Source organism: Pyramidobacter sp. YE332 (genome assembly GCF_033060595.1).
GTDB lineage: Bacteria > Synergistota > Synergistia > Synergistales > Dethiosulfovibrionaceae > Pyramidobacter.
In genome coordinates, this window is sequence record NZ_CP133038.1 from 2662776 (window position 1) to 2687564 (window position 24789).

At 63.7% G+C, this 24789-nt stretch carries 25 protein-coding genes; 8 read left to right on the top strand and 17 right to left on the bottom strand.

Annotated features, from left to right (window positions below):
* Positions 1 to 40 precede the first annotated feature (40 nt).
* A complete protein-coding gene (locus tag RAH42_RS12485) occupies positions 41 to 1225 on the top strand; it encodes an amidohydrolase (protein ID WP_317539634.1) in 1185 nt (394 codons plus the stop codon).
* An 86-nt stretch (positions 1226 to 1311) separates the two neighbouring features.
* Here the strand turns inward: RAH42_RS12485 and RAH42_RS12490 are convergent, their stop codons facing one another.
* Entirely contained in the window at positions 1312 to 1881 is a 570-nt protein-coding gene (locus RAH42_RS12490; RefSeq protein WP_317539635.1) for a hypothetical protein, read from the bottom strand.
* Between the two features lie 151 nt (positions 1882 to 2032).
* On the opposite strand from RAH42_RS12490, the gene RAH42_RS12495 reads away from it, so the two are divergent.
* Positions 2033 to 2797: a VTT domain-containing protein gene (locus RAH42_RS12495; RefSeq protein WP_317539636.1), complete on the top strand. Its 765-nt coding sequence runs from the start codon at positions 2033 to 2035 to the stop codon at positions 2795 to 2797.
* 214 nt (positions 2798 to 3011) lie between these two features.
* Here RAH42_RS12495 and RAH42_RS12500 read toward each other — a convergent pair whose 3' ends face one another.
* The 3 genes from RAH42_RS12500 to RAH42_RS12510 form a co-directional block, all read right to left on the bottom strand.
* Entirely contained in the window at positions 3012 to 4358 is a 1347-nt protein-coding gene (locus RAH42_RS12500) for an AAA family ATPase (RefSeq protein WP_317539637.1), read from the bottom strand.
* Positions 4359 to 4574: 216 nt separating this feature from the next.
* Positions 4575 to 5777 (bottom strand): M20 family metallopeptidase, encoded by a 1203-nt coding sequence (locus RAH42_RS12505; protein ID WP_317539638.1) that lies wholly within the window; start codon positions 5775 to 5777, stop codon positions 4575 to 4577.
* A 24-nt stretch (positions 5778 to 5801) separates the two neighbouring features.
* Positions 5802 to 6971, bottom strand: a complete 1170-nt coding sequence (locus RAH42_RS12510) for a hypothetical protein (protein WP_078016408.1) — start codon at positions 6969 to 6971, stop codon at positions 5802 to 5804.
* Positions 6972 to 7497: 526 nt separating this feature from the next.
* Between RAH42_RS12510 and RAH42_RS12515 the strand changes: the two genes are divergently transcribed.
* The 4 genes from RAH42_RS12515 (at position 7498) to RAH42_RS12530 (ending at position 10713) form a co-directional block, all read left to right on the top strand.
* Positions 7498 to 8355: an alpha/beta fold hydrolase gene (locus tag RAH42_RS12515; protein WP_317539639.1), complete on the top strand. Its 858-nt coding sequence runs from the start codon at positions 7498 to 7500 to the stop codon at positions 8353 to 8355.
* A 110-nt stretch (positions 8356 to 8465) separates the two neighbouring features.
* Entirely contained in the window at positions 8466 to 9842 is a 1377-nt protein-coding gene (mnmE, locus tag RAH42_RS12520; protein WP_317539640.1) for a tRNA uridine-5-carboxymethylaminomethyl(34) synthesis GTPase MnmE, read from the top strand.
* Positions 9843 to 10009: 167 nt separating this feature from the next.
* Positions 10010 to 10285, top strand: a complete 276-nt coding sequence (locus tag RAH42_RS12525; RefSeq protein WP_317539641.1) for a nitroreductase family protein — start codon at positions 10010 to 10012, stop codon at positions 10283 to 10285.
* Between the two features lie 26 nt (positions 10286 to 10311).
* Entirely contained in the window at positions 10312 to 10713 is a 402-nt protein-coding gene (locus tag RAH42_RS12530; RefSeq protein ID WP_317539642.1) for a nitroreductase family protein, read from the top strand.
* A 128-nt stretch (positions 10714 to 10841) separates the two neighbouring features.
* On the opposite strand, the gene pcp is transcribed toward RAH42_RS12530, so the two are convergent.
* The 11 genes from pcp to cobT all read right to left on the bottom strand — a co-directional run bounded on the left by pcp (position 10842) and on the right by cobT (position 19384).
* Positions 10842 to 11459 carry a pyroglutamyl-peptidase I gene (pcp, locus tag RAH42_RS12535; RefSeq protein WP_317539643.1) on the bottom strand — a complete coding sequence of 206 codons (618 nt, stop codon included), beginning with the start codon at positions 11457 to 11459 and terminating at the stop codon, positions 10842 to 10844.
* A 43-nt stretch (positions 11460 to 11502) separates the two neighbouring features.
* Positions 11503 to 12543, bottom strand: a complete 1041-nt coding sequence (locus RAH42_RS12540; protein ID WP_199674714.1) for an aminotransferase class I/II-fold pyridoxal phosphate-dependent enzyme — start codon at positions 12541 to 12543, stop codon at positions 11503 to 11505.
* Positions 12544 to 12786: 243 nt separating this feature from the next.
* Positions 12787 to 13128 (bottom strand): transposase, encoded by a 342-nt coding sequence (locus RAH42_RS12545; protein ID WP_317539644.1) that lies wholly within the window; start codon positions 13126 to 13128, stop codon positions 12787 to 12789.
* Between the two features lie 32 nt (positions 13129 to 13160).
* Positions 13161 to 13664: a winged helix-turn-helix domain-containing protein gene (locus RAH42_RS12550; RefSeq protein ID WP_317539175.1), complete on the bottom strand. Its 504-nt coding sequence runs from the start codon at positions 13662 to 13664 to the stop codon at positions 13161 to 13163.
* Between the two features lie 183 nt (positions 13665 to 13847).
* The gene (locus tag RAH42_RS12555) at positions 13848 to 14765 is read right to left on the bottom strand and encodes an NAD-dependent epimerase/dehydratase family protein (protein ID WP_317539645.1); all 918 of its coding nucleotides are present in this window, start codon (positions 14763 to 14765) and stop codon (positions 13848 to 13850) included.
* Positions 14766 to 15008: 243 nt separating this feature from the next.
* Positions 15009 to 15926, bottom strand: a complete 918-nt coding sequence (cbiB, locus tag RAH42_RS12560; protein WP_317539646.1) for an adenosylcobinamide-phosphate synthase CbiB — start codon at positions 15924 to 15926, stop codon at positions 15009 to 15011.
* Positions 15927 to 15978: 52 nt separating this feature from the next.
* Positions 15979 to 16554, bottom strand: a complete 576-nt coding sequence (locus tag RAH42_RS12565) for a histidine phosphatase family protein (RefSeq protein WP_317539647.1) — start codon at positions 16552 to 16554, stop codon at positions 15979 to 15981.
* Positions 16539 to 17327 (bottom strand): adenosylcobinamide-GDP ribazoletransferase, encoded by a 789-nt coding sequence (locus RAH42_RS12570; protein ID WP_168170062.1) that lies wholly within the window; start codon positions 17325 to 17327, stop codon positions 16539 to 16541. Before RAH42_RS12570 ends, RAH42_RS12565 begins: the two co-directional genes overlap by 16 nt.
* A complete protein-coding gene (locus RAH42_RS12575; RefSeq protein ID WP_317539648.1) occupies positions 17315 to 17836 on the bottom strand; it encodes a bifunctional adenosylcobinamide kinase/adenosylcobinamide-phosphate guanylyltransferase in 522 nt (173 codons plus the stop codon). The genes RAH42_RS12570 and RAH42_RS12575 overlap by 13 nt, the downstream gene beginning before the upstream one ends.
* A gap of 52 nt (positions 17837 to 17888) precedes the next feature.
* Positions 17889 to 18209, bottom strand: coding sequence for a cysteine-rich small domain-containing protein (locus RAH42_RS12580; protein WP_078016442.1), 321 nt, complete (start codon positions 18207 to 18209; stop codon positions 17889 to 17891).
* Positions 18210 to 18322: 113 nt separating this feature from the next.
* Positions 18323 to 19384 (bottom strand): nicotinate-nucleotide--dimethylbenzimidazole phosphoribosyltransferase, encoded by a 1062-nt coding sequence (gene cobT / locus RAH42_RS12585; RefSeq protein WP_317539649.1) that lies wholly within the window; start codon positions 19382 to 19384, stop codon positions 18323 to 18325.
* 189 nt (positions 19385 to 19573) lie between these two features.
* Here cobT and RAH42_RS12590 point away from each other — a divergent pair, with 189 nt between their 5' ends.
* Positions 19574 to 20272, top strand: coding sequence for an amino acid racemase (locus RAH42_RS12590; protein WP_288296860.1), 699 nt, complete (start codon positions 19574 to 19576; stop codon positions 20270 to 20272).
* Between the two features lie 88 nt (positions 20273 to 20360).
* Here the strand turns inward: RAH42_RS12590 and RAH42_RS12595 are convergent, their stop codons facing one another.
* Both RAH42_RS12595 and RAH42_RS12600 read right to left on the bottom strand, forming a co-directional pair.
* Positions 20361 to 21506, bottom strand: coding sequence for a DUF362 domain-containing protein (locus RAH42_RS12595; RefSeq protein WP_317539650.1), 1146 nt, complete (start codon positions 21504 to 21506; stop codon positions 20361 to 20363).
* Positions 21507 to 21562: 56 nt separating this feature from the next.
* The gene (locus RAH42_RS12600) at positions 21563 to 23011 is read right to left on the bottom strand and encodes a M20 family metallopeptidase (protein WP_317539651.1); all 1449 of its coding nucleotides are present in this window, start codon (positions 23009 to 23011) and stop codon (positions 21563 to 21565) included.
* Positions 23012 to 23347: 336 nt separating this feature from the next.
* Between RAH42_RS12600 and RAH42_RS12605 the strand changes: the two genes are divergently transcribed.
* Positions 23348 to 24547, top strand: a complete 1200-nt coding sequence (locus tag RAH42_RS12605; RefSeq protein WP_317539652.1) for a dicarboxylate/amino acid:cation symporter — start codon at positions 23348 to 23350, stop codon at positions 24545 to 24547.
* The last annotated feature ends 242 nt before the right edge of the window (positions 24548 to 24789 follow it).

Sequence of the window (24789 nt, forward strand, 5' to 3'; positions counted from 1 at the left end):
CGGATAATCTTTTAAGAGTTTATTTTAAGGAGGTTGGGTGATGGATCCGAAACAGAAAATTGCCGCTGCGGTGGAACGTCTTGCCCCCGAGCTGATCGCGCTGAGCCATGAGGTACACGCTCATCCCGAGCTGGGCATGCGGGAACGCCAGGCCGTGGCCTGGCAGAAGACGCTGCTGGAAAAATACGGCTTCGTCGTCGAAAATCCCTGCTGCGGGCTCGACACGGCGTACCGCGCCGTTAAGGGCACGCCGGGCAAAGGGCCGCAGATCGGCTTTCTGTCCGAATACGACGCGCTCAACGGCCTTGGTCACGCCTGCGGACACAACATGATCTGCGCGGCCTCCTGCGGCGCGGCTATCGCGCTGGCCGAAGCGCTGGAAGGCAGGGAGGGCGCGGTCGTCCTCTTCGGCACGCCGGCCGAGGAGACGAGCGGCGGCAAGATCGCCATGGCCGACGCCGGGGCGTTCGACGGGCTCGACTGCGCCATGATGTTCCATCCCAGTCCCAGCGAAAATCTCGTCGGCGCCGGCAGCCTGGCCGTCACCGACGTGTTCGTCGAGTTTCACGGCACGTCGGCCCATTCCTCGCGCCCCGCTCTCGGCGTCAACGCGCTGACCTCGACGCTGCACCTGTTTGCGGCCGTCAACGCCCAGCTCCATCTCTGGCCCAACAAGAGCAAGATCAACGGCATCATCACCGCCGGCGGCACGGCCCCGAACATCATCCCCGAGTTCAGCGCCTGCGCGTTCTCCATTCGCGCCGAGAAGCTGAACCAGCTCAGGCCGATGTACGCCGATCTCGAGCGTCTGGCGCGGGCCGCCGCGGCCATGACCGGAGCGGAGCTGAAGATCGTCCATACGCCGTTCTGCTCCGAGCGCTATCCGAACCGGCCGCTGGACGAGACTTTCAAGGCCAACATGGAAGCGCTGGGCGAGCCCATGTCATGGCCCGAGCCCGACCGCATGAGCGGCTCGTCGGACATCGGCAACGTGTCGGTGCGCACGCCGTCGATCCATCCCTATCTGTCGCTGCACGCGCCTGGCGTCGGCGGCCACACGACCGAGCTGCGCGAAGCCGCCGTGTCTCGCCGCGCCGACGAGGTGGTGCTGCTGGCCGCCAAGGGGCTGGCCATGACCGGCCTCGACGTGTTCCAGTCGCCGGAGCTGCGCGCCGCGATGAAGGCCGATTTCGAGCGGAACGCCCTGCCGAACAAGGCGCGCTGAATCTTTGAGAAGCGCGGCGATCTTGTGAGCGGCCGACATCGTCGCGACAGCGCCGGAAAATGATTTGCCGGCGCTGCCGTGACGATTTATAATTCAATGGGTGAGGATTTCGTAAGCTTGGTCGATCTGCGCCAGCCGCCGTTCGCCGGTTCCGTCGGGGGCGGCGCCGGACGCAGGACGATCGGCATGTTCCGCGGCGACGAGCTCGCGATAGCGCCTTTTGATGTCGCTTTGCGAAGCGTCGCTGCCGAGGCCGAAAATCCCCAGCGCCCACCGGCGCGAAGCGAAGCGCGGCGCTCCGGCGTCGAATTTTCTTCGGGAGCGCGCGGCGCTGGGGAGGCGCCGCCGCTTTTGCGGGGCGGCGAAGTTCCGGCGCACGCGTTGAGCAGGGAGATGCCGACCCAAACGCCGGCGGCGGCGATGAGCAGCCACATGACGACGGTACCGACGACGCCGAAAAGGGCGAAAAAGCCGCTGCAGAGCTTCCAGGCGAGTCCGAGCAGGCCGAAGAGCCCGTCGACGACGATCAGATGAAGCAGGCGGAACGGCAGCTTGACCAGGAACCAGACGAGGCTGAAAAAAACGCTCACGAGCGTGGGGATCAGCCAGAGAACGAAGAGCACGCCGACGATGCCGCCGAGGAGTCCAAGACGCATCAAGGGAACCACTCCTTTGGAGGAGACTAAGGGAAACGGCCTCTATTGTAGCGTAAAGTGGAACGAAAAAGAATCTTTCCGGCCGGCGCAGCGGCGGTTTGCCGCCGCCCGCATCGGGATGATGGCGCGTATCTGAACGGAGGATGCCCCGGTGAACAAAAGAGAGTTCCTCGCCCTGCTGCGGCGCAAGGCGGCGGGATTGGCGGCGGTGGTCGTGGCGGCTTGCGCGATCGCGGCGGCGATGTTCGCCGTGTATGAGGCGGCGTTGTGGCTGCTGCCCGAAGATGTTGCCGGGCGATGGCAGTCGTTCGTCGGGCAGTTTTTCGCCGATCCGCGGAGTTTTCGCGACCTGCTGCTGCGCAAGGGCGGGGCGGCGCCGTGGTTTTTTGTCGGCGTACAGGTGCTGCAGGTGTTGTTCGCGCCGATCCCCGGCCAGGCAGTGGCGCTGGCCGGCGGTTTCGTGTTCGGCTTCTGGAAAGGCTGGGCGCTGACGACGCTGGGACTGGCGCTGGGCAGTCTGCTCGCCATGCTGTTGGCGCGTCTGCTGGGAGAGAGATTCGTGCGCCGCCTTGTGCCCGACGGCGTGATGAAGCGTTTCGACTCGCTGCTGACGAAAGGCGGCTACACGATGTTCTTCATGATCTTCCTGCTGCCGGCGCTGCCCGACGACGCGGTGTGTTTCATCGCCGGCATGACGAAACTGAGACTGCTGCCGCTGTCGCTGGTCTGCCTGCTGGGGCGCGCTCCCGGCATGGCGGTGCTGTCGCTGCTGGGGTCCGAGCTGACCTCGGGGCTGACGGTGGGCGTGAAGGTCCTGTTCACGGCGCTGATGGTCCTTTCGATCCCGCTGTGGATCTTCTGGGAGATCATCGAAGAAAAGATCCGCGCGTTGGTCATAAAGCCGCGCCGGAAGTAACGCCTTGCGGAGCGGTACTTCCAAGACAGACACGTCGGCTTCGCCCCTTGTCCGAAAACGGGGCTCGGTCAATCGCGCCGAGGTCGTTGCGCTCTGCGAGGGAACGCCGCTTTATCTCAGGCCGCACTCAACCGATTTTAAAACGACGTCGGACGCTGGCTGGCTCATGCAGCCGTCGTCCGACGTCGTTTATTTACGGCACTCTGGCTTTGCTTCAAAGGAAGATCGACATGTACAGAGGCACATGGACGACGCCGCCTTTGACCATCACGTCTTTGGGATACAGCACGTAGCCCTGGCCGAGCCGGCCTCTGAATTTCTTCATGAATTTATCGAGCGAGGAGTGTTTGCGGTAGGCGGCGGACTTGACTTCAACGGGACAGATTTTCCGGTCGCGGCGAATCAGAAAATCGATTTCCATGTGGTTTTCGCGGTGATCCGTGTCCGCTCTCGAATAAAAGAACAGTTTGTGTCCGGCGCTGCGGAACGTTTGGGCGACGGCATTCTCCATGACCATGCCTTCATTGACGTTGATCTTGTCGAAAAGGATGTCCCGGTACAGCCGGTTGTCCGCGAAGGAGTCGTCCACGAAGGTCTGAGTCACCAGCAGTCCCGTGTCGGCCATGTAGCATTTCTGCGTCGTATGATCGCGGCTCAGCGACAGTCCTACCGTCGGATCGGTGGCGTTGACGCACGTGTTGACGATCATGGCTTCGCTGAGCCAGACGAACGCGTCTTCATATTCTCGGAAACGCGCCTTTTTGTTCAGCGACGTCAGACGGTATTTTTTGTCCTTTTTTGACAGCTGTCCGGGAATCTCGTCGAAAATGGCGTAGACTCGGCTTTCATAGCCTCGGGCGAATTTCGAGACGTCTTCGCGGTACAGATTGAGGATCCTTTTTTTGATCCGGTCAGCCTGCGCGAAATCTTTGTTCCCTGCGTATGCGGCGACGGCTTGCGGCATCCCTCCGACCAGCATGTACTGGCGGAAATCGTTCATGATCTTGCGGTGCAGTGCCTGTCCTACCGGCGTCAGGGTGTCAAAACGCTCTTTCAGGAACGGGATGGTCGTTTCGTCTCCCAGCGCCCAGAGAAACTCCTCGAAGTCCAGCGGGAACATCTCGAGATGCTCCTCTTCCGAGGGGATGACGATGTCCCGCACGTTTTGTTTCAGCGTCAGCAGCGAACCGGTCTCGATGTAATCGTATCGCCCGTCCTGTACGAGGTACTTGACGAGCTGGCGCGCGGACGGGCACATCTGCACTTCGTCGAAGATCAGCGCCGAATCGCGCTCGTGCAAAGGCGTTCCATAGTAGGCGGACAGCTTGCCGAACAACAGGTCTAGGTCGTCCGCGTCTTCGTCGAAGAGATCTTTGATCGTCTGCGGCGCTTTGGCGAAGTCGATGAGAATATACGAACGGTACTCGCTCCTCGCAAATTTTTCGGCGATATAGCTCTTGCCGACACGCCGGGCGCCGTCGATCAGAAGCGCGCTGGCGCCGCGGTTGCGGCGCTTCCACTCGAGCATCCGGTCATAAATTTTTCGTCTGATGTCCGCCATGATTTCCTCCTTCCACACGTCGCTGTTTAAAAGCGAGCAGTCGTTGTGCATCACGAAAAGGCACTTTGTTTGTTCCCATTTTATCACGAAAAGGCACTTTATAGATGGCAGTTTTCTCACGAAAAGGCAGATAACACTACGGGACGCACGGCGCGAGGCTGCCTTTTGATCCGCTTGAGAGCGGGAAAAAAGGCAGCCTCGCGCTGCATTCATGCTTTATTTCGTTTTCGCTTCCAGAAATTTGCACGCCGTGGCGACGACGGCGGCGGCGCAGGTTTTGAGGATGGCGTCGTTGGTGCGGAACTGGGGCGAGTGGTGGGCGGCGGCGTAGGGCGTGCCGGGGCCGCCCATGCCGACGTTGAAGTAGACGGACGGGCGTTCGGCGGAGTAGAAGTTGAAGTCGTCGGAGCCGGAGGAGATGGGGACGCGCTTCACTTTTTCGGCGCCGAACAGTTCGCCGGCCGCCTCTTCGAGCAGCTGGCACATGGCTTCGTCGTTGACGATGCTGGGATAGACGGGGATGAAGCGGAAATCGGTGCGGCAGCGCATGGCCAGGCCGACTCCTTTGGCGATGCGTTCGATGCGTTCGGGCAGCGCGGCGCGGATATCGGGGTTGGTGGTGCGGATGTTGCCGGCGATCTCGCACTTTTCGGGGATGACGTTGACGGCGCTGCCGCTTTTGAGCGTGCCGATGCTGACGACGACGCGCTCTCCGGGCGGGATCTCGCGGCTGACGACGGTCTGCAGGGCGCAGATGATCTGCGCGGCGGCGACGGTGGGGTCGACGGCGTCCTGCGGGCGGCTGCCGTGGCCGCCCTTGCCGATGACGTCGAGTTCCCAGATGTCGCCGGAAGTGGTGGCGGCCCCGGGCGTGAACTGGATCTCGCCTTCGGGCGCGCCGGCGCGCACGTGATAGCCGATGACGGCGTCGACGCCGTCGAGCATGCCTTCTGCGATGAGGGCTTTGGCGCCGGGCGCTGTGGCCTGCTCTTCCGAAGGCTGGAACATGAGGCGCACGCGGCCGGGCAGCTCTTTTTCGAGCGCCTTGAAGATTTTGGCCGCGCCCAGCAGCGAGGCGGCGTGGGCGTCGTGCCCGCAGGCGTGCATGACGCCGGGCACGGCGGAGGCGTATTCCAGATCGTTGTCTTCGCGCGCCACGGCCAGCGCGTCGATGTCGGCGCGGACGGCCACGCAGGGGCCGGGCGAGTCGGGGTTGACGTCGCAGACGATGCCGCACCGCGTGCCGGAGAAGCCGCGGCGGAAAACGGCGCAGCCGAGATTTTTCAGCTCGCGTTCGATCGCGTCGGTGGTGCGCACTTCCTGCCAGCCCAGTTCGGGGTGGCGGTGGAGCTCGCGGCGGAACGCGGTCATTTCGCCTTCGGCCTGAGCGGCCAGCGCGAGGATCTTCGCTTTGTCCATGATTTTATTCTTCCTTTCTCGAGATCACATGAAGTTGACCAGGAATCCGGCCAGAAACACCGAGGCGATGGTCACGGTCGTGAAGCCGGAAACAAGCATCTGCGGCATGATACGGCTTTCGATGAACTCCTTTTCCGCGGGCGTGTCGCCGAAGCTGCGCGACACTTCGTCGGCGACGATGTAGGTGCCGGGGAAGCCGATCAGGCAGCAGGCGCCGATGGCCAGCGTCATGTCGAACGAACTTTTCGCGAAACGGCTGATCAGGTACGCCGAGGCGACCAAACCGATCACGGCGGCGGCGAAGGAGACGGCGATCGGGTAAAAGAGCGACAGCACCATCTGCGGCGTGGCCTTGCTGAGGTTGACGTACGTGGGCAAAAGCATGATGAACATGGAGAGGCCGCTGGAGGCGGCGATGTCGAGGATGCGCCCCTCGAGGAAGCCCAGCTCGTACGCGGCGACGCCGAAGACGAGCGCCATCACGAAGGGATGGACGCGGTTGCCGGTCGCCTGCGCGGCGGCGACGGCCAGAGCGGCGACGAGAAAACTCTTGCACAGCAGCACGAACGGCGTGCGCAGCTTTTTCGGCAGTTCGGGGATCAGCTTTTTGCGCTCGCCCTTTTCAGCTTCGGTTTCCGCAACCTGCCCGCCGGCGGCGAAGGCGGCCTTGAGGCGGCGCGCTTCGCGGCGCAGGCAGAAACTGGCGATGGGCACGCCGATGAACCCTTGCAGGATCAAGAGCATCGTGATGAACACGAGGATGTCGTTCAGCCCTTTGGCCTGGGCGGCTTCGCTCATGATCAGCATGGCCACGTTGCCGCCGGAGATGGGGCCCGTGGCGGTGAGAGCGAAGTTCATGCCGATCAGCGGACTTCCGATCAGGATCACGGCGGCCGAGGCGGCGCACATCGTCGCCAGCGCGATCAGCACGGTGCGGTACTGCGCCAGCATGGCCCGGCCGTCGATCATCGTGCCCATGTGCACCATCAGCACGGGAATGAACGTCATCGCCAGGCTCATCAGGCCCGTAGTCTTGAACAAGTCCGCGGGCATCCCCAGCCAGAAAGCGGCGAGGATCATGGCCGAGGAGACGAAACGCATGGAAACGAGCGCCCGGGTGCGCGAGGCGATCAGATCGCCGACGGTGAAGAAGCCGAGAACGACGAGAATCGACTGAAGCTGAGTGAACTGCATGACAAAAACCTCCCTGAGATGAACGGGATCCCGCGGGGATCCGTGAAGTCCGGCCGACGACGGCCGCCGAGTTCCGCACGCTGCGCTGTTCGCTTTGTTTGAGCCGCCAACCGGGCTCCATGGACATCCCCCTTTCCGGACGCCGAGCATAAAATAAAAAGAGCCGGTCCCCGCGTGAATGGGAACCGGCTCTTCGTATCCGGACGGATTTATTCAGACCGCAGCACGACAGCGCGTCGGTCCTCGTCGAAGAGAGTCCCCACGCTGCGCCACCACATGCCGTTGTCAAAGCTGTTTGGGATGGTTGCCGAGATCATGAAAATCCACGCCTTTGCGAAAGATTGGAAATCGCTTGAGGCATCTTATAGCACGAAAATTATTCGCTGTCAAGGACGAAATGAGACGAAAGCGGCGGAAAAGCGTTCGTCCGTACTTGACCGCGCGGACGCGGCGCGGTATATCTGATGAAGAACAGATCACAAGGGCGCGTCTCGGGAGGAGACGCTGCCGAAAAGGGGCGATCCGTATGGACGAATCGAGCGGAAACGGGCGCGTCGACCTGCGCTGGCTGACGAAGGACAAACCGTGCGAAGACGGCGTTGCGCCTGCCGATTACGACGCCATCGACCTGGCCGTGGACGGCGGACATATCTATGGCCAGGTGATGTGGCCCGACGGCAGCTTCAGAAGGGCGCGCCCCGGCGTGATCCTGCTGCACGGCTTCCCCGGCACGGGACGCAACGACGATCTGGCGCAGGCTTTGCGCCGCATCGGCTGCGTCGTTATCGTGCCGCACCATCGCGGCGCCTGGGGCAGTCGGGGCACATACACGTTCACTCACTGCGTCGAAGACGCCGTGGCCTTGGCGAACGAAGCGCGCTGCGGCGAAACGGGACGGAGGCACAACATCGATCCCGAAGCGGTCTTCCTGGCCGGGCACAGTGTCGGCGGCTGGACGAGCCTGAACGCGGCCCGTCGGCTGGCGTGGCTGCGCGGGCTCATTCTGATAGCTCCCTATGATCCCACGTATTTCCTGCGCGAAGGCGAGCCGCGGCCGTTGAAGGAACTGCTGAAAAGCGGTTCCGTGCTGAACTCCGACGGCCCCGAAGCGCTCTTTGAAAACGTGCGTTCCGTGCGGGACTGGAGTTTCGAAAACGCCTTCGACGCCGTGAAGGACATGGACGTCTGCTGCGCCGCCGGCACGGCCGATACCGTCGCGCCTTTCGAGCCGATGATGGGGCGGCTGTGGGCAAGCTTGCAAAACTTCCGAAGCGGCGCGCTGCGCCGCTTGGCCGTTTATCCCGCCGCGCACGGCCTTTGCGGCTCGCGGGTGGCGTTGGCGGAATTTGCGGCCCGCTTCATCGCCGACTCGCTGGCGCGGTGAAAATTTGCGGCTCTTGATTTTTTAACTAAAATCGTCATAATGAATTTGCGCTCTGCTATAATAAAACCGGGAAGTTGGAGACGAGAAAGCAAGGCGACTCTTTCGGGGAGGTGACCATTGTGTTCGGAGACACGATCGCGGCAATTTCGACGGCTTGGGGAAACAGCGGCATTGCCATTGTGCGGCTTTCGGGCCCCGATTCCTGGTCGATCGCGCAGCGCCAGGTGCGTCTTCAGACCGAGGCGCCGCTGAAAGCGCGTTTCGCGCGCAACGCCGTGCTGCTCGACGAAGCGGGCGAGGTGATCGACCACATCCTCGTGCTGCCGTTTCGTGGGCCCCACAGTTACACCGGCGAAGATCTGGTGGAACTGCACTGCCACGGCGGCAGCCTGGCGGCGCAGCGCTGCCTCGAGCTGCTGATTTCCGGCGGCGCGCGCATGGCCCTGCCCGGCGAGTACACCCGCCGCGCCTTCGAAAACGGCCGCCTCGACCTCTCGCAGGCCGAAGCCGTCGGCGCGCTGATCCAGGCTCGCAGCAACGAGGCCCTGCGCGCCGCCAACCGTACGCTGGACGGCGAGCTGACGCGCGCCGTCGGCGAGATTTACGAAGAACTGACCTCCCTCGGCGCCGAGATCGAAGTCGGCCTCGACTTTCCCGAGGAAGACGTGCCCTACGTCGCCGACGAGTCGCTGGCCGGCCGCCTCGAGGTCGTGCGCCAGTCGCTGGCGGATCTGCTCGAGCGCTGCTCTTCCGGCGTCATCCTGCGCGAGGGCATCCGCGTCGCCATCGTCGGCCGCCCCAACGCCGGCAAGTCGTCGCTGCTCAACGCGCTGCTCAAGGAGTCGCGCGCCATCGTCACCGCCATCCCCGGCACCACGCGCGACGTCATCGAAGCCGTGCTGACCTACCGCGGCATCCCGTTGCGCCTCGTCGACACCGCCGGCATCACCGAGAACTATCACGACGAAGTGGAAGCCATCGGCGTCGAGCGCGCCCGCGCCGCCATGAAAGAGGCCGATGTCTGCGTCTGGGTCATCGACGGCAGCGAACCGCTCCATCAGGAAGACGTGGACCGCGTCCACGAGCTGGCCGACACGCCGCACCTCGTCGTCCTCAACAAGGCCGACCTGCCGCAGCAGATCAGCGAAGCCTCGCTGACGGCCCTGATCCCCGCCAGCACGGTGATTTCCGTGTCGGCGGCCAAGGGACTGCGCCTCGACGAACTGAAGGAATCCCTCGTCGGCCTTGTCTCCGGCACCGGCGCGCTCGATACGGGCCTGAACGCCAGCTCGCGCCAGGTGGAGGAGCTGCGCGGCGCCATCGCCAGCGTCGGCACGGGACTGAAAGCTCTCGGCGACGGTCTCGATCAGGCGCTCGTTTCCGGCTGCGTCGGCGACGCCCGCCGCTCGCTCTCCCGCATCCTCGGCGGCGACCGCGACGAAGACTTGCTGCACGAGATTTTCGGCCGCTTCTGCATCGGCAAATAACGGCGAAAACTTTTCGCCGGAAAATATTCAAAGGGCGCGCGGCGCGTGATGCCCAGCGGATCATCGTGCGCCGCGCGGAAAGGATGTTCCACGTGGAACATCCGCGACGGTCGTCCGGCGACGAGCCGGACGCTGAAATCGTCAAAAACGCAAAGGAGGCGGGACCTATGGAAGCTCTCGAATGCATCAGAGGGCGCCGCAGCGTGCGCAGATTTTCGGACGCGCCCGTGGCAAAGGAAGAGATCGAGCGCATCGTGGACACGGCGCGTTTCGCCCCGACGTGGAAGAACTCGCAGACGGTACGTTATACTATTTCTCAATTAAAATGCCGAATGCAGAGGCGCTGCGGAGGAGATTCACAAAGCGAGCTGCGCAGACCGCGCAGCGGTCGAGGGAGTCCTGAGCGACTGAACTCCTCCGCAGCGCCCAGGAAACTATGTTAATACTTTCTATCAAGAATTAGTATTACATGGCCGTGCTCGATCCGGCCCTGAAAGGCCGGATCGCCGCCGAGGGACTGATGGGCTTCGAGCGGAACGCGCAGATCGTCGCCGGCGCGCCCGCGTTGATTTTGCTCATAACGCTCGACGGCGTCAGCGGTTATGACAAGGACGGCGTGCCGTCCACCTCCAAGGGCAGCCACTGGCAGTCGTTCGACGCCGGCCTGGCCGCCGAGGCCTTCTGTCTTGCCGCGCATGAAGCCGGTTTGGGAACGGTGATCATGGGCGTCTTCGACAACGACGACGTCTGCCGTCTCGCCGGCCTGCCCGAGGGGCAGTCGGTTTCCGCGCTGATCGCTTTGGGACGCCCCGCCGAAACGCCCGCCGCGCGCCCGCGCAAGTCCGTGGAAGAACTGCTGATCTGGCGTTGACTCATGGTTCGATAAAAAAGCCGCCGCTTTTCCGATGCGAAAGCGGCGGCTTTTTTGTGTCGAGGATCGCGTTGGGCGGTCAACGCCGAGGCGAAACGGAATGGATGCTCCCGTCCATCGTTCGAGATTTACCGCCGCGCCGCGAGATGGCGCTCGATGGCGCCGATGGCGGCGGCGATGGCGCGGGCGATGTCGTCTTTGGCCATGGAAGGCTGGGCCGTGGCCTGACGGGCGGCCTGTTCGGGGGCGTAAGGCACGTGCATGAAGCCGCCGATGGCATGAGGCAGTTCGTGGGCAAGGTGATAGAGCACGCCGTACATCACGTGGTTGCAGACGAAAAGCCCGGCCGTGTTGGAGACGCGCGCCGGCAGACCGGCGATACGGATGGCGGCGGCCATGTCCTTGACGGGTAGCGTGGCGAAATAGGCGGCGGGGCCGTCGGCGAAGATCGGTTCGTCCATGGGACGATTGTTCTCGTTGTCGGGGATGCGCGCATCGCTCAGGTTCAGCGCCACGCGTTCGGGCGTGACTTCCATGCGTCCTCCCGCCTGGCCGACGCAGAGCACGGCGTCGGGCCGGTGTTCGCGCAGCGCGGCGCGGATCACGGCGATGGACGTGCCGAAGACGACGGGCAGGATCAGCTTGACGATCTCCAGCGCCCCGATCCGATCGGGCACCAGCGCCAGCGCTTCCTGCGCGGGGTTGATCGTCTCGCCGCCGAAGGGCTCGAATCCAGTGAGAAGCATTTTCACGGTCATTCCTTCTTTCTTCGATCGCAGAGTGTGAAATTCACGCCAGCGCGCGGCGCAGGGCGGCAAGCAGCCGTTCGTTTTCGGCGCGCCGTTTGACGCCGACGCGGTAGTAACGTTCGTCGAGACCCGTGTAATTGGCGCAGGAACGGATCAGGACGCCCTGCGCGAGCATGGGCTCGAACAGCGGCTTCTCGCTGCGGAAGAGAATGTAGTTGGCGGCGCTGTCGTAGACTTTGAATCCCAGTTCGCGCAGCCCCGCGCGGACGAAGGCTCGTTCTGCCGCGACGACGGCGCGGGTACGGGCGGTCCATTCCCCGTCGCCGGACAGCGCCGCGAGGCCGGCCGTCTGTGCCGGGGCGGAGACGCTCCAACTCTGGCCGAAAGCGGCGACCTTTTCGACCAGCCGGCGATCGGCCGAAATCATGAAGCCCAGCCGCAGGCCGGCCATGGCGTACAGCTTGGTGAACGCATCGACGATGACCAGATGCGGATGCGCGTTCAGCAGCGGGCGCGCCGACGGCGCCCCGGTGAAGGGAAGAAAGCACTCGTCGACGACGAACAGCGTGCCCCGCTTCTCGCACACGGCGGCGATCTGGCCGATCAGCGCGGGACAGGTCAGCTGTCCCGTGGGATTGTTGGGATTGCAGAGGAAAAATAGGTCCGGCGCGTAGGAGCCCGTCAATTCGCCGAGGATCCCGCCGCCGAGAGCGAAGTCGTCTTCCTCGCGCAGGATGAACTTCTTCACCCGAGCGCCGGAGAGCAGCGCGGCCTTCTCGTATTCCGAAAAGGTCGGCGCGCAGAGCAGCGCTTTTTCCGGCTTTCGGGCCAGGCAGAGGCGGATGATCAGATCGGCAGCGCCGTTGCCGCAGAGCAGCTGCCACGGCTCGACGCGCAGCGCGCGGGCCAGCGCCGCCCGCAGCGCGCGGCAGTGCGGGTCGGGATAGGCGGCGTAGGAATCGACGCCGGCCCGCAGCGCTTCGCGCACCGCCGGCGGCATGCCCAGCGGATTGAGATTGACGGAGAAATCGAGATCGACGTCGCGGGAATAAACGTCTCCGCCGTGGTCGAATTTTTTCAAAGCGAAGCCTCCCAAATGGCCCCCGCTTTCGGAAAGACGCCAGGCCGAGCAGGGGCGGACTGCCGTCATACTAATACTATTTCTCATTTAAAGCACCTAACAATCCATTGTCTTGCGGTAATACTCCTTATGGTCTGAGCGGTGAGATTTCTGATCGTGCGGCACAGACGCTCGACAACGTTCTCAAGCGTCGAAAAAATCTCGTTTCGAAAGCCCTGACAGCGCAGCTCTCTCCAGATCTGCTCAATGGGGTTCATCTCGGGGTATAGGGGGAATATGGAACAGGGTGATGTTGGCAGGAACCTGAAGCGCTTTGGACTTGTGCCAGGCAGCTCCGTCACAGCAGAGCAGAATATGGTCTTCCGGAAATCGGTGTGAAAGTTCCCGCAGGAAAACGTTCATGCAATCGCTGTCGCAGTTGGGCATGATCAGAAAGAGGCTTTCTCCCGTAAGCGGCTCTACGGCACCGTAAGCATAGCGGTATTCGCGGATGTGAAGGCAGGGAACGTTCGGTCGAATGCCTTTCCTGCACCAGCAGTATTTGGGCGTGTTGATTCTGCCGAAGCCGGCTTCGTCCTGAAACATCAGTCTGACGTTCCCTGTTGTGGATAACTCTTTTAATTCCTGAACTTGAGCGTTAATTTTTTTGAGGCCTCGATGGCCTCCTCGTTCGCTTTCCTGGGGTGACGGCTGCGCGGCATGACTTTTCTCCAGCCATGACGTTTCAGGACCGCGTAAATCTGAGTCGGACTGATAGTATGTCCCACCGCGGTCTGATAGGCTTGGGCTATTTCCGCCACCGAAACGATTTCTCCTTTCCCGGCTTTCTCCAGGTAAGGAGCAAGTACGGCTTCTTCCTGCTCATAGGTCATGTTCCGATGGTTGCCGAGGTAATGGCATTGCAGCACATACGAGAGACCGCGATGGATAAACTGCGAGATGATCTTGCTGACGTTCGTGAAGTGGTATTCCGTGATTTCGCTGATTTCTTTCAGGGTTTTCCCTTCGGCGCGCAAGCTGAGGATTCTCAGTTTGGCTTCGATCTTCTTGTTGCGATTCTTTTTCCGCGCCGCTTCGATTTCCGCTTGCTGTTCCGATGTGATCTCGTATTTTACGGGCATTCTCCATCACCTCGGGGGCATTATAACTGAGGTACGGATACTTTGGCTATACTATAATGAAATAGTATAACACAGCGCCGATGAAAATAAAAGCCGCCGTACGGACGGCGGCTCTCGAGGTGTCGAAAAGAGGATCAGTCAAGCTTCCAGGGCGAGGCGGCGGCCGCCAGTACAGGCAGCCGATCATAACTTCGGGATCCGTCCGAAGTTCTCGTCGATATAAGCGATAAACGGTTTGACGCCGACTTTTTCCCGATTGCCGCGGTACCATGCGTACGCTCTTTCGAGCCCGTCCTCCAGGGACGTCGTCTCCGGCATCATCGCGCGCTGATTTTCCACGTCGAGGCGGTACTCGTAATCGTAAAAGCTGAAATAGTTCCGCTGTTCGACGTCCTCGTGGACGCCGACGTATTCGGGCTTTCGGCCGACGATCCGATAGCACAGGGCCGCCCAGTCTTTCACGGTGATCGGATCGTTGTTTCCAACGTTGAAAACATGGCGTTCCGGTCGTTTTTCGAGAACAACGTCAATGAACCTGCACAGATCCCTTACGTGGAAAAACTGCAATCTCATCGCCCCGTCCTTCGGCAGGAAGAACGGGCGCTTTTTTTCCGCGCATTCAAAAACGAACGCCTCGCGGTAGACGTTGTTCATTTCTCCGTACAGATACGGCGGGCGCAAAATATACGCGCCGGGGAAGCGCGCCTGAAGCGCCCGTTCCGCGAGGATCTTGCCGACGCCGTACTCACCCCAGAACTTGTTCGGCCCCAACGGACTTTCTTCCCGGAACGGCTGCGCTCCCGTTTCGGGATAGACGGCGCTGGAGCTGATCATCACGTAAGCGCCGCAGTCGCCCAACGCGCCGGTCAAATCGACGATGTCCCGCGCGTCGTACGCCGTCACGTCGACGACCGCGTCGAAACGGATGTTTCTCAGCTTGTCCCCGATGGAATGACGATCGCACTTTATCAGGCTGACGCCGGGCGGCTGCGTTTTGGTGCCCCGGTTCAACACGAAAACCTCATGCCCCCGCGCGGCGCAGTATTCGGCGACATAACGGCTCACAAATACCGTTCCGCCCGTAACCAAAATTTTTTTCATCGTCGTCCTCCCGCTTTCGCAAACTGGATTTTACCGATCGCCCCTGCGTCGAAAAGACGGCGGCGCATGTACCCCGGCGCGGCTCATACTATTTCTTAATTAAAAAGCCGAACGCAAGGGCGCTGCGGGGGAGATTCACAAAGCGAGCTGCGCAGACCGCGCAGCGGTCGAGATAGTCCTGAGCGACTGGACTCCCCCGCAGCGCCCTGCAAACTATGTCAGCGTTTTGATCAAAAATTAGTATCAAAAGCCGCGGACAATCAGAAGGCGCAGCGCCAGCGCGAAGAAGAAGGAGAGCGCGGCGGTCGCGAAAAGGAGCTTGTGGGCGCGGGCGATGTCGGCGGTCTCCACGGGGCGCAGCGGATCGCCGAGGAACGGTTTGGCCTCGACCTGTCCGCCGTAGCTGGCGGGGCCGGCCAGCTGGACGCGCAGCGCCCCCGCGCAGGCGGCTTCGGCGTGGGCGGAGTTGGGGCTGGCGTGCCTGAGGCGGTCGCGGCGGAAGATCCGCCACGCGTTGGCCATGTCGAAGCGGCACAGTCCGGCGGCGGCGACCATCAGCAGCCCGGCCAGGCGGGCCGGAATGAAGTTGACGAAGTCGTCGAGGCGAGCGGCGGCCGTGCCGAACCGGCGGTAACGCTCGTTCTTGTAGCCGATCATCGAGTCCATGGTGTTGACGGCCTTGCAGAAGCAGCCTCCGGGCACGCCGAAAAGTCCGGTCCAGAACAGCGGCGCGACCACGCCGTCGGCGGTGTTCTCGGCCACGGTCTCGACGGCGGCTTCGACGACGCCGGTCTCGTCGAGGAACTCGGTGTCGCGCCCGACGATCATCGAAAGCCAGTAACGCGCGCTTTGCAAGTCGCCGGCTTCCAGCGCCGCGGCGACCTTGCGGCTTTCGTCGCGGAGGGAACGCGCCGCCAAAAGCTGATAACAGAAAAAGCTCTCCGCCGCCAGCCCGGTCCAGAACGAACGGGCGTACAGGGCGCGCAGCAGCAGCGCCGGCAGCGCCGTGCAGACGGCGGCGACGGTCAGGGCCAGCAGAGCCCCCGCGGCGCGCTCGCCCCATTTCGTGGGGGGAACAGCGGGCGCAGGATCTTTTCGCCCCAGGCGATCAGTTTGCCGGCGAAGACGACGATGTGGGGAAAGCCGTGCGGGTCGCCGCACAGCAAATCGAGCGCGAAGCCGACGGTCAGCGCCGCCGCCGAAGCGGGGAACGTCATGCGAGGTCGCCGCCTTCGAGGCGCAGGCGCGCGCCGTCCCAGACGCAGCGCACGACGCCGCAGTTTTTCACGAAGCCGTCGTAAAAGGGGCGCGGCGGCTCGCAGAACTCGCTGAGGACGGCCATGATCGTGCCGCCGTGAACGACCGCGGCGATACGGCCGCAGCCGCGCGACTGCGCGGTCATGTCCATAAATCCTTGGCGGCAGCGCCGCCGCAGCGCCGCCATGTCTTCGCCGCCGGGGATCGGCCCTTCGCCGCGCGATTCGAGCCAGGCGGCGTAGGCGGGGTCGCCGCCTGCGAGCTGGTCGTGCGACCGCCCCTCGAAGCGGCCGAAGTCGATCTCGACGAACGCCCCGATCACGACCGGTTCGAGGCGCGGAAAGAGGATCGCGGCGGTCTGGCGGCAGCGGCGCAGCGGGCTGACGAAGATTTTTTCCACCGGCGGCAGTCCGGCGGCGCAGACGCGGGCCTGCGTGACGCCGAGTTCGCAAAGCGGCTCGTCGCGGCGGCCGAGATAGAGACGCGCCCGGTTGCTGGCCGTCGCGCCGTGACGGATCAGAAGGATCCGCACAGCGCGAACCTCGCGATCTCCGCGGCCTGTCCCAGCGCCATGCCGGCCAGCATGGCCAGCTCGAGCGTCTGCACGAAAAATCCCGACGTGTCGCCGGTGATGCCGCCGAAGCGCCTCTCCGCCATGGCGTGATAGGCGAACCACGCCGCCACGGCCCCCAGCAGCGCGCCGGTGCCGGCGTACAGGTCGCAGAAATCCATCACGACTGCGCAGACGACGATCCAGCCCCAGGCGCAGCGTCGCACCAGCAGAGTCTGCGCCGGCTGCTGAAACTGCGCCAGCATGCCGCCGCCGCGGGCGTTTTTACGGCTGAGCACCGACAGCACGGAAACGGCGCGCGACATCGTGAAGATCAGGCAGAAGACCCCTGGCAGCCCCGCCGCCTCGCTGACCAGCCCGAGATCGAGCACGAGGTAGACGCCGCAGTAAATGATCGCGAACGCGCCGGCGCGCGAGTCCTTCATGATCTCGAGACAGCGCCGCGGCGGCTGATGGGATGCAAGCGCGTCCATGGTGTCGCAGAAGCCGTCCATGTGGATGCCGCCGCTGACCAGCAGCGGCACGGCCACGGCCACAGCGCTGCGCAGCAGCAGATTGAAGCCGGCAAACCAGCACAGCCACAGCCACGCGCCCTGCGCCGCGCCGATCAGCAGGCCGACCGCGGGCAGAAAACAGAACGAACGGGCCAGCGACTTTTCGTCCCATCCGCACTGCGGCACGGGAATCGCCGAATACGTGGACAGCGCGATCCAGAGCGGTTTCAAGCAATCCATGGGCATTCTCCCTTCAGCAGCCGCGGCGCGCCGCCGCGCATTTCGATCACCGCGTCGGCCGCGGCGGCAAGCCGTTCGTTGAGGCGGTTCAGCGCCGCCGCGTAATTTTTCGTGGCCGCGTCGCAGCCCTCGCCGCTGACGCCGCCGATCGTCACGGCGATCACCACGGCGGCGCGCCCGGCGAGAGAAACGATCTGGCGCAGCGCCTCGTCCTCCGCGCCGGGGCGGCCGCGGCCGAACATCTCGTTGGCGAGCAGGTTGGACACGTCCTCGAGCAGCACCAGCGCGTTCTTCCCGGCGGAAATCCCGTCGAGCCCGCGCGGACACTCCACGGTGACGAAACCCTGCCCGGCACGCTGGCGGCGGTGCCTGTCGACGCGCGCCGCGCCCTCGGCCCCGCAGGGGATCATCGTCGCGGCGTAAATTTTTTTGCTGGGAAAGCGCGCAGCGATCGTTTCGGCAAAACGGCTTTTGCCGCTGTTGGCGGCGCCGGTCAGAAAAATCAGCATTCGCGACGCCTCGTGCGGCTTCGGGCGCGAAGATGTTCCACGTGGAACATTTTCATTCTCCGTCCTTTGCCGCGGCCCGCTCGCGCTCCTGCATGGCCTTGACGATCTTCGTGAAGCGCGCGGCGATGTAGCCGTAGCTGTCGCGCCGGTGCGGGATCAGGCAGTTCGAACAGTCCTTGACGCCGTTTTCGAGGTAGCGGAAGTTGCCGCCGCACTCGCGCCCGAGGCAGTACAGCGGACAGTAGCAGAACAGGCAGTTGAAGTCCTCCGGCGCGATGCCCCTGTGACACGGGAAGAACTCGCAGTCCTTGTGGCTGAAGAACGAATAATTGCACTCCTCCGGCTTTTTGTTCATGACGTCTTTTCTGCTCACGCAATCCCCTCCTGTGCGGGAAACAAAGGCTATGACGGCGAACGGAGAAAAACGCCTGGTCTTTCGCGAGTCGCCGGCGGCGTTTTTTCGTGGCGGATTTGTCCTCAAAAACTTTATGACTGCGGCGTGTAGGCTTTCATGCCGATATCGCTGAAGACGAGGCCGTCGTAGAGCGCCATGGCCATGTCCAGCAGCGGGAACAGACACAGCGCGCCCGTACCCTCGCCGAGGCGCATCCCGGCGCGGATCACCGGCTCCAGCCCCAGCTCGCCGAAGACCCGCCGGGCCGCCGGTTCCGCCGACATGTGGCTGGGGATCATGGCGAAGGCGCAGCCGGGGCACAGCCGTCGCGCCACGAGCGCGCCGACGGCGCTGATCACGCCGTCGATCACCACGGGCAGGCGCGCCAGCGCGCCGCCGATGAACAGCCCCGCCATGGCGGCGATGTCGAAGCCCCCCAGCTTGCCGAGCACGTCCAGCGCGTCGTCCGCGTCGGGGCGGTTGACGGCGATGCCCTTTTCGATCGCGGCGATCTTGCGCTTCAGCCCCTCGTCCGAAAGCCCGGCCCCGCGCCCCGTGATCCCGCGCGGCTCGCAGCCCAGCAGCGCGGCGGCCACGGCGGCGCTGGTCGTGGTGTTGCCGATGCCCATCTCGCCCGTGGCGATCAGGCGGTAGCCCTTTTCGCGGCACTCGCGCGCCGTTTCGATGCCGACGCCGATCGCCCGCAGCGCCTGTTCGCGCGTCATTGCCGGCCCGGAAGTGAAGTCGCGCGTGCCGGCGGCAATACGGCGGCTGATCAGCCCCGGCGCGTCGGGCGGATTTTTCACGCCCACGTCCACGGGGATCACGTCCACGCGCGCCACGCGCGCCATCAGATTGGCGGAGGAACATCCCTTCGCCAGGTCGGCGGCCACCAGCGCCGTGATCGACTCGTCCGTCTGCGTCACGCCCTGCGCGATCACGCCGTTGTCGGCGCACATCACCACCAGCGCGCGTTTGCCGATGTCGAAGCGCGCCTCGCCCGTGATCCCGGCGATCCGCGTCACCAGATCCTCGAGCGCCCCCAGGCTTTTCAAAGGCTTGGCGACGACGCTCCATCTTTCCTGCGAGGCCTTGACCGCCGCCTCGTCGAGGCCGGTCAGGCGCGAGTTGATTTCGTTCAGATCGACGTTCACGAGAATTTTCTCCTTTGATCGTGCGGAATTTTCCGCGCCCGGCCAGCCGCGCGCTTTTTTTCGCCTCTATTCTATCACTCGCGCGCCGTTCCCCCAAACGGCGGCCGTTTGACAGCGCCCGCAAACGGGAATAAGATAATCGGCGCGCGCTCTGCGAGCGTTAAATTTTGCGAAACGCAGGTGAACGACATGATCCCTCGAAAAATCCTCGGCGTTTACGGCGGCATGGGCCCGGCGGCCTCGGCCGAATTCATGCGTCTGCTGGCGGCGATGGCCCCGGCGAAGCGCGATCAGGAGCACCCCGTCGTCTACGTCTATTCCAACGCGCAGACGCCCGACCGCACGGCGGCGTTTTTCGGCCGCGGCGAAAGCCCCGCCGCCGCGCTGCGCCAAGGTCTGGACACGCTGTGCGATTGGGGCGCCGATCTGCTGGCCGTGCCCTGCAACACGGCGCACATCTTCATCGACCCGTTCCGCGCCCAGCTGCGAGCCCCCCTGATCCACATCGTCGAAGCTACCGTCGCCGACGCGGTCAAAGCCGCGCCCGACGGCTGCTGGATCATCGCCACCGGCGCGACGCTGGCCTCGGGCATCTACGAGAAGGAAGCGGCGCGCCGCGGCTACCGTTTTTTCGACGCCAGCGAAGAGGTCCGCGAACTGGCGACCCAAGCCATCGTCCACGTCAAGGCCGGCGAGCTGAAAGCCGGCGGCGCGGTCATGGACGAGATCGCCGCCAGGCTGTGGGCCGTCCGCCGCGCCCCGATCGTCACCGCCTGCACGGAACTGCCGCTCGCCTACGACGCCAGCTCGCTGCCGCCGGAAATGGGCATCTCCAGCCTGCGCAGCCTCGCGCGCGCCTGCCTCGAAGCCCTCTACGCGGAAGAGTAAGAGAAAAGACGAACAGAGATCACGAACCGCGAGGGCGGACGATTGGCCAAAATCCAATCGCCCGCCCTCGCGGTTTTTCGCGCCGGATTCAAATTTTCCCGCGCCCGGCGCGGCGCGTTTTCCTCAGCAGAGCGAACAGCTTCATCAGCGCCCCTTCGCGGAAAGCGACGGCGTCGCGGGGACACATCTCGTGACAGCAGTAACAGCGGATGCACGCGGCGTAGTCGAAAAACAGCGTCCCGTTTTCCAGCTTCAACGCCCCGGCGGGACAGACGGCGACGCAGCGGCCGCAGGCGATGCAGCGCTCGCGGATCTGCTCGGGACGCGAGGCGAGAAAACGCCGCCCGAAACGGTCCATAAAGCGCGGCATGAGGCTGAGCGCGTCCAGCGCCGGAATGTCGACGTCGGGGAAACGGCCGGCGGGATCGAAGTCGCCGCGCCATTCCACGCCGCTCAGATCGCAGCCTGCGAAGCCGCGGACGCGAGCCGCCTGCAGCAGAAAAAAATCCTGCGGAGGCAGCCCCATCATGGCCGACAGCGCCGAGTCGAGCGCCACCGTATCTCCGCTCGCGCCGATCAGTCCGAAAGCGCGCGGCCGGCCGTTGCTGGGGCCGCGCCCTTCCATGCCGATGACGCCGTCGACGATCGAGAGCAGCGGCGGCAGCGACAGCGAAATGTCCAGCAGCAGATCGGCGAAGCGGCGTCGGTCCAGCCCCACGGCGTAGTGCCATTGGGCCTTGCGCGTGCCGACGACGGCGCCGAAAAGATTTTTGACCGCCAGCGACAGCTGCATCTGACAGTGCGTTTTCATTTTTGGCAGGCTGACGACGGCGTCGGCCTCGAGCGCGTCGGCCGAAAGCTCGAGACGCCTGTTGACTCGCCCCGGCGCCGGAGGGCAGAGCGTGGAGCGCCCCAACTCCTGCACCGGCACGCCGAGGCGCGCTCCCACCTCGCCGATGCCCGACGCCTTCGCCACCAGCGCGAAGGGTTCGATGCCCGGACTATCGCCGATCACCGGCCGGCAGCCCAGATCGAGCAGGGCGCGGCAAACCGAATCGACGACCGCCGGGTGCGTGGTCACGCATTTCTCCGGCGCGCGGGCGGCGAGCATGTTGGGTTTGACCAGCACGCGGCCGCCGCGCGGGAAAGCGCGCAGCGACAGACATTCCCGCACGATCGGGTCGAGCCGGGCGGGCGCGTAGTCTTCACAGTGAAAAAACGCGACGGTCGTCATGGGATGACTCTCCTTGGGAAAAATCCGCCGGCCGGGGCGGAGAAGGCGGGGTGCGTTCAGCTCTTGGCGCCGGAAAGACCGCGCGGTGTGACGCCCTTGGGTATGGGGACGTAGGTCTCGCCCCGTAGGCGTTCTTTCAGCTCGTCCTGGGCTTTTTTGAGCAGCTCGGGGTTGGTCATCAGATCGTAGCCGGCCGCGGCCATGACCTTGCCGGCCTGGAGCATGCCTTTGTGCGCCAGCGGCGACGTGCCGACCGTCACGACCTGCCAGGAATGGCCGGGCGTGCTGTTGGGCCAGGTGCCCATGTAGATCTGGGCCGTGGGCGTCTGCCAGGAGACGTCGCCCACGTCGGTGGAGCCGCCCATGGGAACGCCGGAAGGCACGTAGGGCAGGATGCGGCGCGGCAGCGGATCCTTTTTGGCTTCTTCGAGGGCCCGGCGTCCCGCCTCGCCGGCGCCTCTGACGCGCTTTTCCAGGTCTTCGAAGCGTCCCGGCTCGGGCGTGGTCTCGAAGATCTTGCGCGCGAACTCCTCGTCGGCGGCGTCGAAGTGGGGCGCGCCGAAGAATTCGAGATTTTTTTGCAGGCAGCGCTCCATCGTTTCGTTGTTGACGATGTTGGCGCAGGATTTGACGAAATCCTTTTCCACCGTCGTGTCGGTCATCAGCGCCGCGCCCTGGGCGATGCGGTCGACGCGCTCGACGATCTCCTTCACCTGGCCGCTCTTGGGCGCGCGCAGCAGGTAGAGCACCTCCGCGTAGGGCTGCACGACGTTGGGCGAGACGCCGCCCGCGTCGGTGATGGCGTAGTGCATGCGCGCTTCCTGAATGACGTGCTCGCGCAAAAACTGCACGCCCACGTTCATCAGCTCGACGGCGTCGAGGGCGCTGCGGCCGAGATGGGGCGCGGCGGCCGCGTGGGCGCTGACGCCGCGGAAGCGGTAATAGATCTGCGCGTTGGCCAGCGACGAGGTGCCGGCGGTGAAGGTGCAGTTGGACGGGTGCCAGGTGACGGCGGCGTCCACGTCGGCGAAGACGCCCTCGCGGGCCATGAAGGCTTTGCCGCTGCCGCCCTCTTCGCCGGGGCAGCCGTAATAGCGCACGGTGCCTTTCAGCCCCTGTTCCTGCATGACTTTTTTCAGCGCCGCGGCGGCGGCGATGGAGGCGACGCCGAGCAGATTGTGTCCGCAGCCGTGGCCGTTGCCGCCGGGGACTTCCGGATCCCTGCGGTCGAGCCCGGCTTTCTGGCTCAGCCCGGCCAGCGCGTCGAACTCACCGAGGAAGGCGATCACGGGACGCCCTTCGCCCCATTCGCCGCAGAACGCCGTCTCCACGCCGCCGACGTTCGTCGCCACGTTGAATCCCTCTTCCTCGAGCAGGCGGATCTGCGCCGCCATCGACTTGTGCTCGCGAAACGCCGTCTCCGCGTAGCCCCAGATCTCGTCGGCGGCTTCGGCGTAACGGGTGCCGCGCGATTCGATGATCTCGCCGATCTTTTTCTTGTCCATGGAACATCGCTCCCTTCAAAGAATGACGCCGCTTCCGCAGGTCCATGCCGGCAGCGGAATGTTTGAGAGTTTTATTATAGCGCCTCCCTTTTCTCCTGCGCAAGAAAACTTTCGGCTCTCCACATTCCGGCCGGGCGCGCGGATAGAACATGGCGAGACTTTCTGAATTTGCGGTCTATTCTCAATATTTTTCGACGAAAATCTCGCGGAGGCCGTCGAAATTTTCATTAAAAGACAGCATTGAATCACCTGTTTCATGTTATATAATTTTACTTAAGCAGTTTTTTTGCTGCGATTTTTTATTTATCGTTTTTATTTATCTGAGGAGGGGTTCTCATGGCAGAGAAACGCGGAGTTCCTTTGATTTGGCAGATCAGCATCGGTTTTGTCGCCGGCATCCTGTTCGGCAGAATGGCCGCGCCGGATGTGGTGGCGTATGTGGATCCCCTCGGCAAGATCTTCATGGCCCTGTTGAGCATGCTGATCGTGCCGCTGGTCCTGTCGAGCCTCGTCGTCGGCGTGGCGTCGCTGGGCGACCTCAAGTCGCTGGGCCGCATCGGCGTGAAGACGATCGCCCTTTATCTGGTCACCACGGCGGTCGCCATCGCCATCGGTCTGGCACTGGGCAACCTCATGCAGCCGGGCGCCGGCATGGACATCGCCCTTGCCAAGGCGGTCGAGGGCAAGGCCGCGCCTTCGCTGGGGCAGGTGCTGACGAACATGTTCCCGAAGAACGCCTTCGCGTCGATGGTCAACGCCAACATGCTGCAGATCATCGTCTTCGCGCTGTTCCTCGGCGTTTCCATGACGCTGGCCGGAGAGAAGGGCAAGCCCGCGCTCGACTTCTTCAACTCGTTGGCGGAGACGATGTACAAGATGACCGCGATCGTCATGAAGTTCGCGCCTTACGGCGTCTTCGCGCTGATCGCCGTGACCGTTTCCAAGTACGGCGCCGCGGTACTGCTTCCTTTTATAAAAGTGATTAGCGCCGTCTACATCGGCTGTATCCTGCACGCCGTGCTCGTCTATTCCGGACTGGTCGCCGTTTTTGCCCGCAAAAGCCCGCTGTGGTTCTTCAAGGGCATCAAGGAAGCCAGCCTGACGGCGTTCGTCACGCGTTCCAGCTCGGGCACGCTGCCCGTCACGATGGAGTGCTGCCATAACATGGGCGTTCCCGACAAGGTGGCGTCCTTCGTGTTGCCCTTGGGGGCGACGATCAACATGGACGGTACGGCGCTGTATCAGGGCGTCTGCGCGCTGTTCATCGCCCAGGCCTTCGGCATCCCGCTGAGCGTTACGGCGCAGCTCGGCATTCTCGTCACCGCCACGCTCGGTTCGATCGGCACGGCCGGCGTTCCCGGCGGCGGGCTGATCATGCTCACGCTCGTCACCACCCAGGCCGGCCTGCCCATGGAAGGCGTGGCCATGATCGCCGGCATCGACGCGGTGCTCGACATGATCCGCACGTCGCTGAACATCACCGGCGACGCGGCCGTGGCGACGGTGGTAGCCAAGAGCGAAGGCGCCGAACTGTAAGTTCGAGCGGGGAAAAATCGACGACAGCGAATTGAGAACAAGAAACGCTCTCCCGACAGTGTCGCGGGAGAGCGTTTTTTTCGTGTTCTGTCCGGCGCGGGCGACGTCGTTGTTTTTCCCCGCTTGGCAAGGTATAAAAAGTCTTGAACGACTTAACTCTTTCAGTGCGGCGGCGTCGCGGTGATAAAATAATCAATCATGCTTTTACGGGCGCGGGCGTCGTTTATGAAATCGGGTGAATC

Bases quoted from the DNA above. Each gene is read 5' to 3' on its own strand.
- RAH42_RS12485 (WP_317539634.1), top strand. From the start codon at position 41: ATGGATCCGAAACAGAAAATTGCCGCTGCGGTGGAACGTCTTGCCCCC.
- RAH42_RS12490 (WP_317539635.1), bottom strand. From the start codon at position 1,881: ATGCGTCTTGGACTCCTCGGCGGCATCGTCGGCGTGCTCTTCGTTCTC.
- RAH42_RS12500 (WP_317539637.1), bottom strand. From the start codon at position 4,358: ATGGCGGACATCAGACGAAAAATTTATGACCGGATGCTCGAGTGGAAG.
- RAH42_RS12505 (WP_317539638.1), bottom strand. From the start codon at position 5,777: ATGGACAAAGCGAAGATCCTCGCGCTGGCCGCTCAGGCCGAAGGCGAA.
- RAH42_RS12510 (WP_078016408.1), bottom strand. From the start codon at position 6,971: ATGCAGTTCACTCAGCTTCAGTCGATTCTCGTCGTTCTCGGCTTCTTC.
- RAH42_RS12515 (WP_317539639.1), top strand. From the start codon at position 7,498: ATGGACGAATCGAGCGGAAACGGGCGCGTCGACCTGCGCTGGCTGACG.
- RAH42_RS12525 (WP_317539641.1), top strand. From the start codon at position 10,010: ATGGAAGCTCTCGAATGCATCAGAGGGCGCCGCAGCGTGCGCAGATTT.
- RAH42_RS12530 (WP_317539642.1), top strand. From the start codon at position 10,312: ATGGCCGTGCTCGATCCGGCCCTGAAAGGCCGGATCGCCGCCGAGGGA.
- pcp (WP_317539643.1), bottom strand. From the start codon at position 11,459: ATGCTTCTCACTGGATTCGAGCCCTTCGGCGGCGAGACGATCAACCCC.
- RAH42_RS12545 (WP_317539644.1), bottom strand. From the start codon at position 13,128: ATGTTTCAGGACGAAGCCGGCTTCGGCAGAATCAACACGCCCAAATAC.
- RAH42_RS12550 (WP_317539175.1), bottom strand. From the start codon at position 13,664: ATGCCCGTAAAATACGAGATCACATCGGAACAGCAAGCGGAAATCGAA.
- RAH42_RS12555 (WP_317539645.1), bottom strand. From the start codon at position 14,765: ATGAAAAAAATTTTGGTTACGGGCGGAACGGTATTTGTGAGCCGTTAT.
- RAH42_RS12570 (WP_168170062.1), bottom strand. From the start codon at position 17,327: ATGGATTGCTTGAAACCGCTCTGGATCGCGCTGTCCACGTATTCGGCG.
- RAH42_RS12575 (WP_317539648.1), bottom strand. From the start codon at position 17,836: ATGCTGATTTTTCTGACCGGCGCCGCCAACAGCGGCAAAAGCCGTTTT.
- RAH42_RS12590 (WP_288296860.1), top strand. From the start codon at position 19,574: ATGATCCCTCGAAAAATCCTCGGCGTTTACGGCGGCATGGGCCCGGCG.
- RAH42_RS12595 (WP_317539650.1), bottom strand. From the start codon at position 21,506: ATGACGACCGTCGCGTTTTTTCACTGTGAAGACTACGCGCCCGCCCGG.
- RAH42_RS12600 (WP_317539651.1), bottom strand. From the start codon at position 23,011: ATGGACAAGAAAAAGATCGGCGAGATCATCGAATCGCGCGGCACCCGT.
- RAH42_RS12605 (WP_317539652.1), top strand. From the start codon at position 23,348: ATGGCAGAGAAACGCGGAGTTCCTTTGATTTGGCAGATCAGCATCGGT.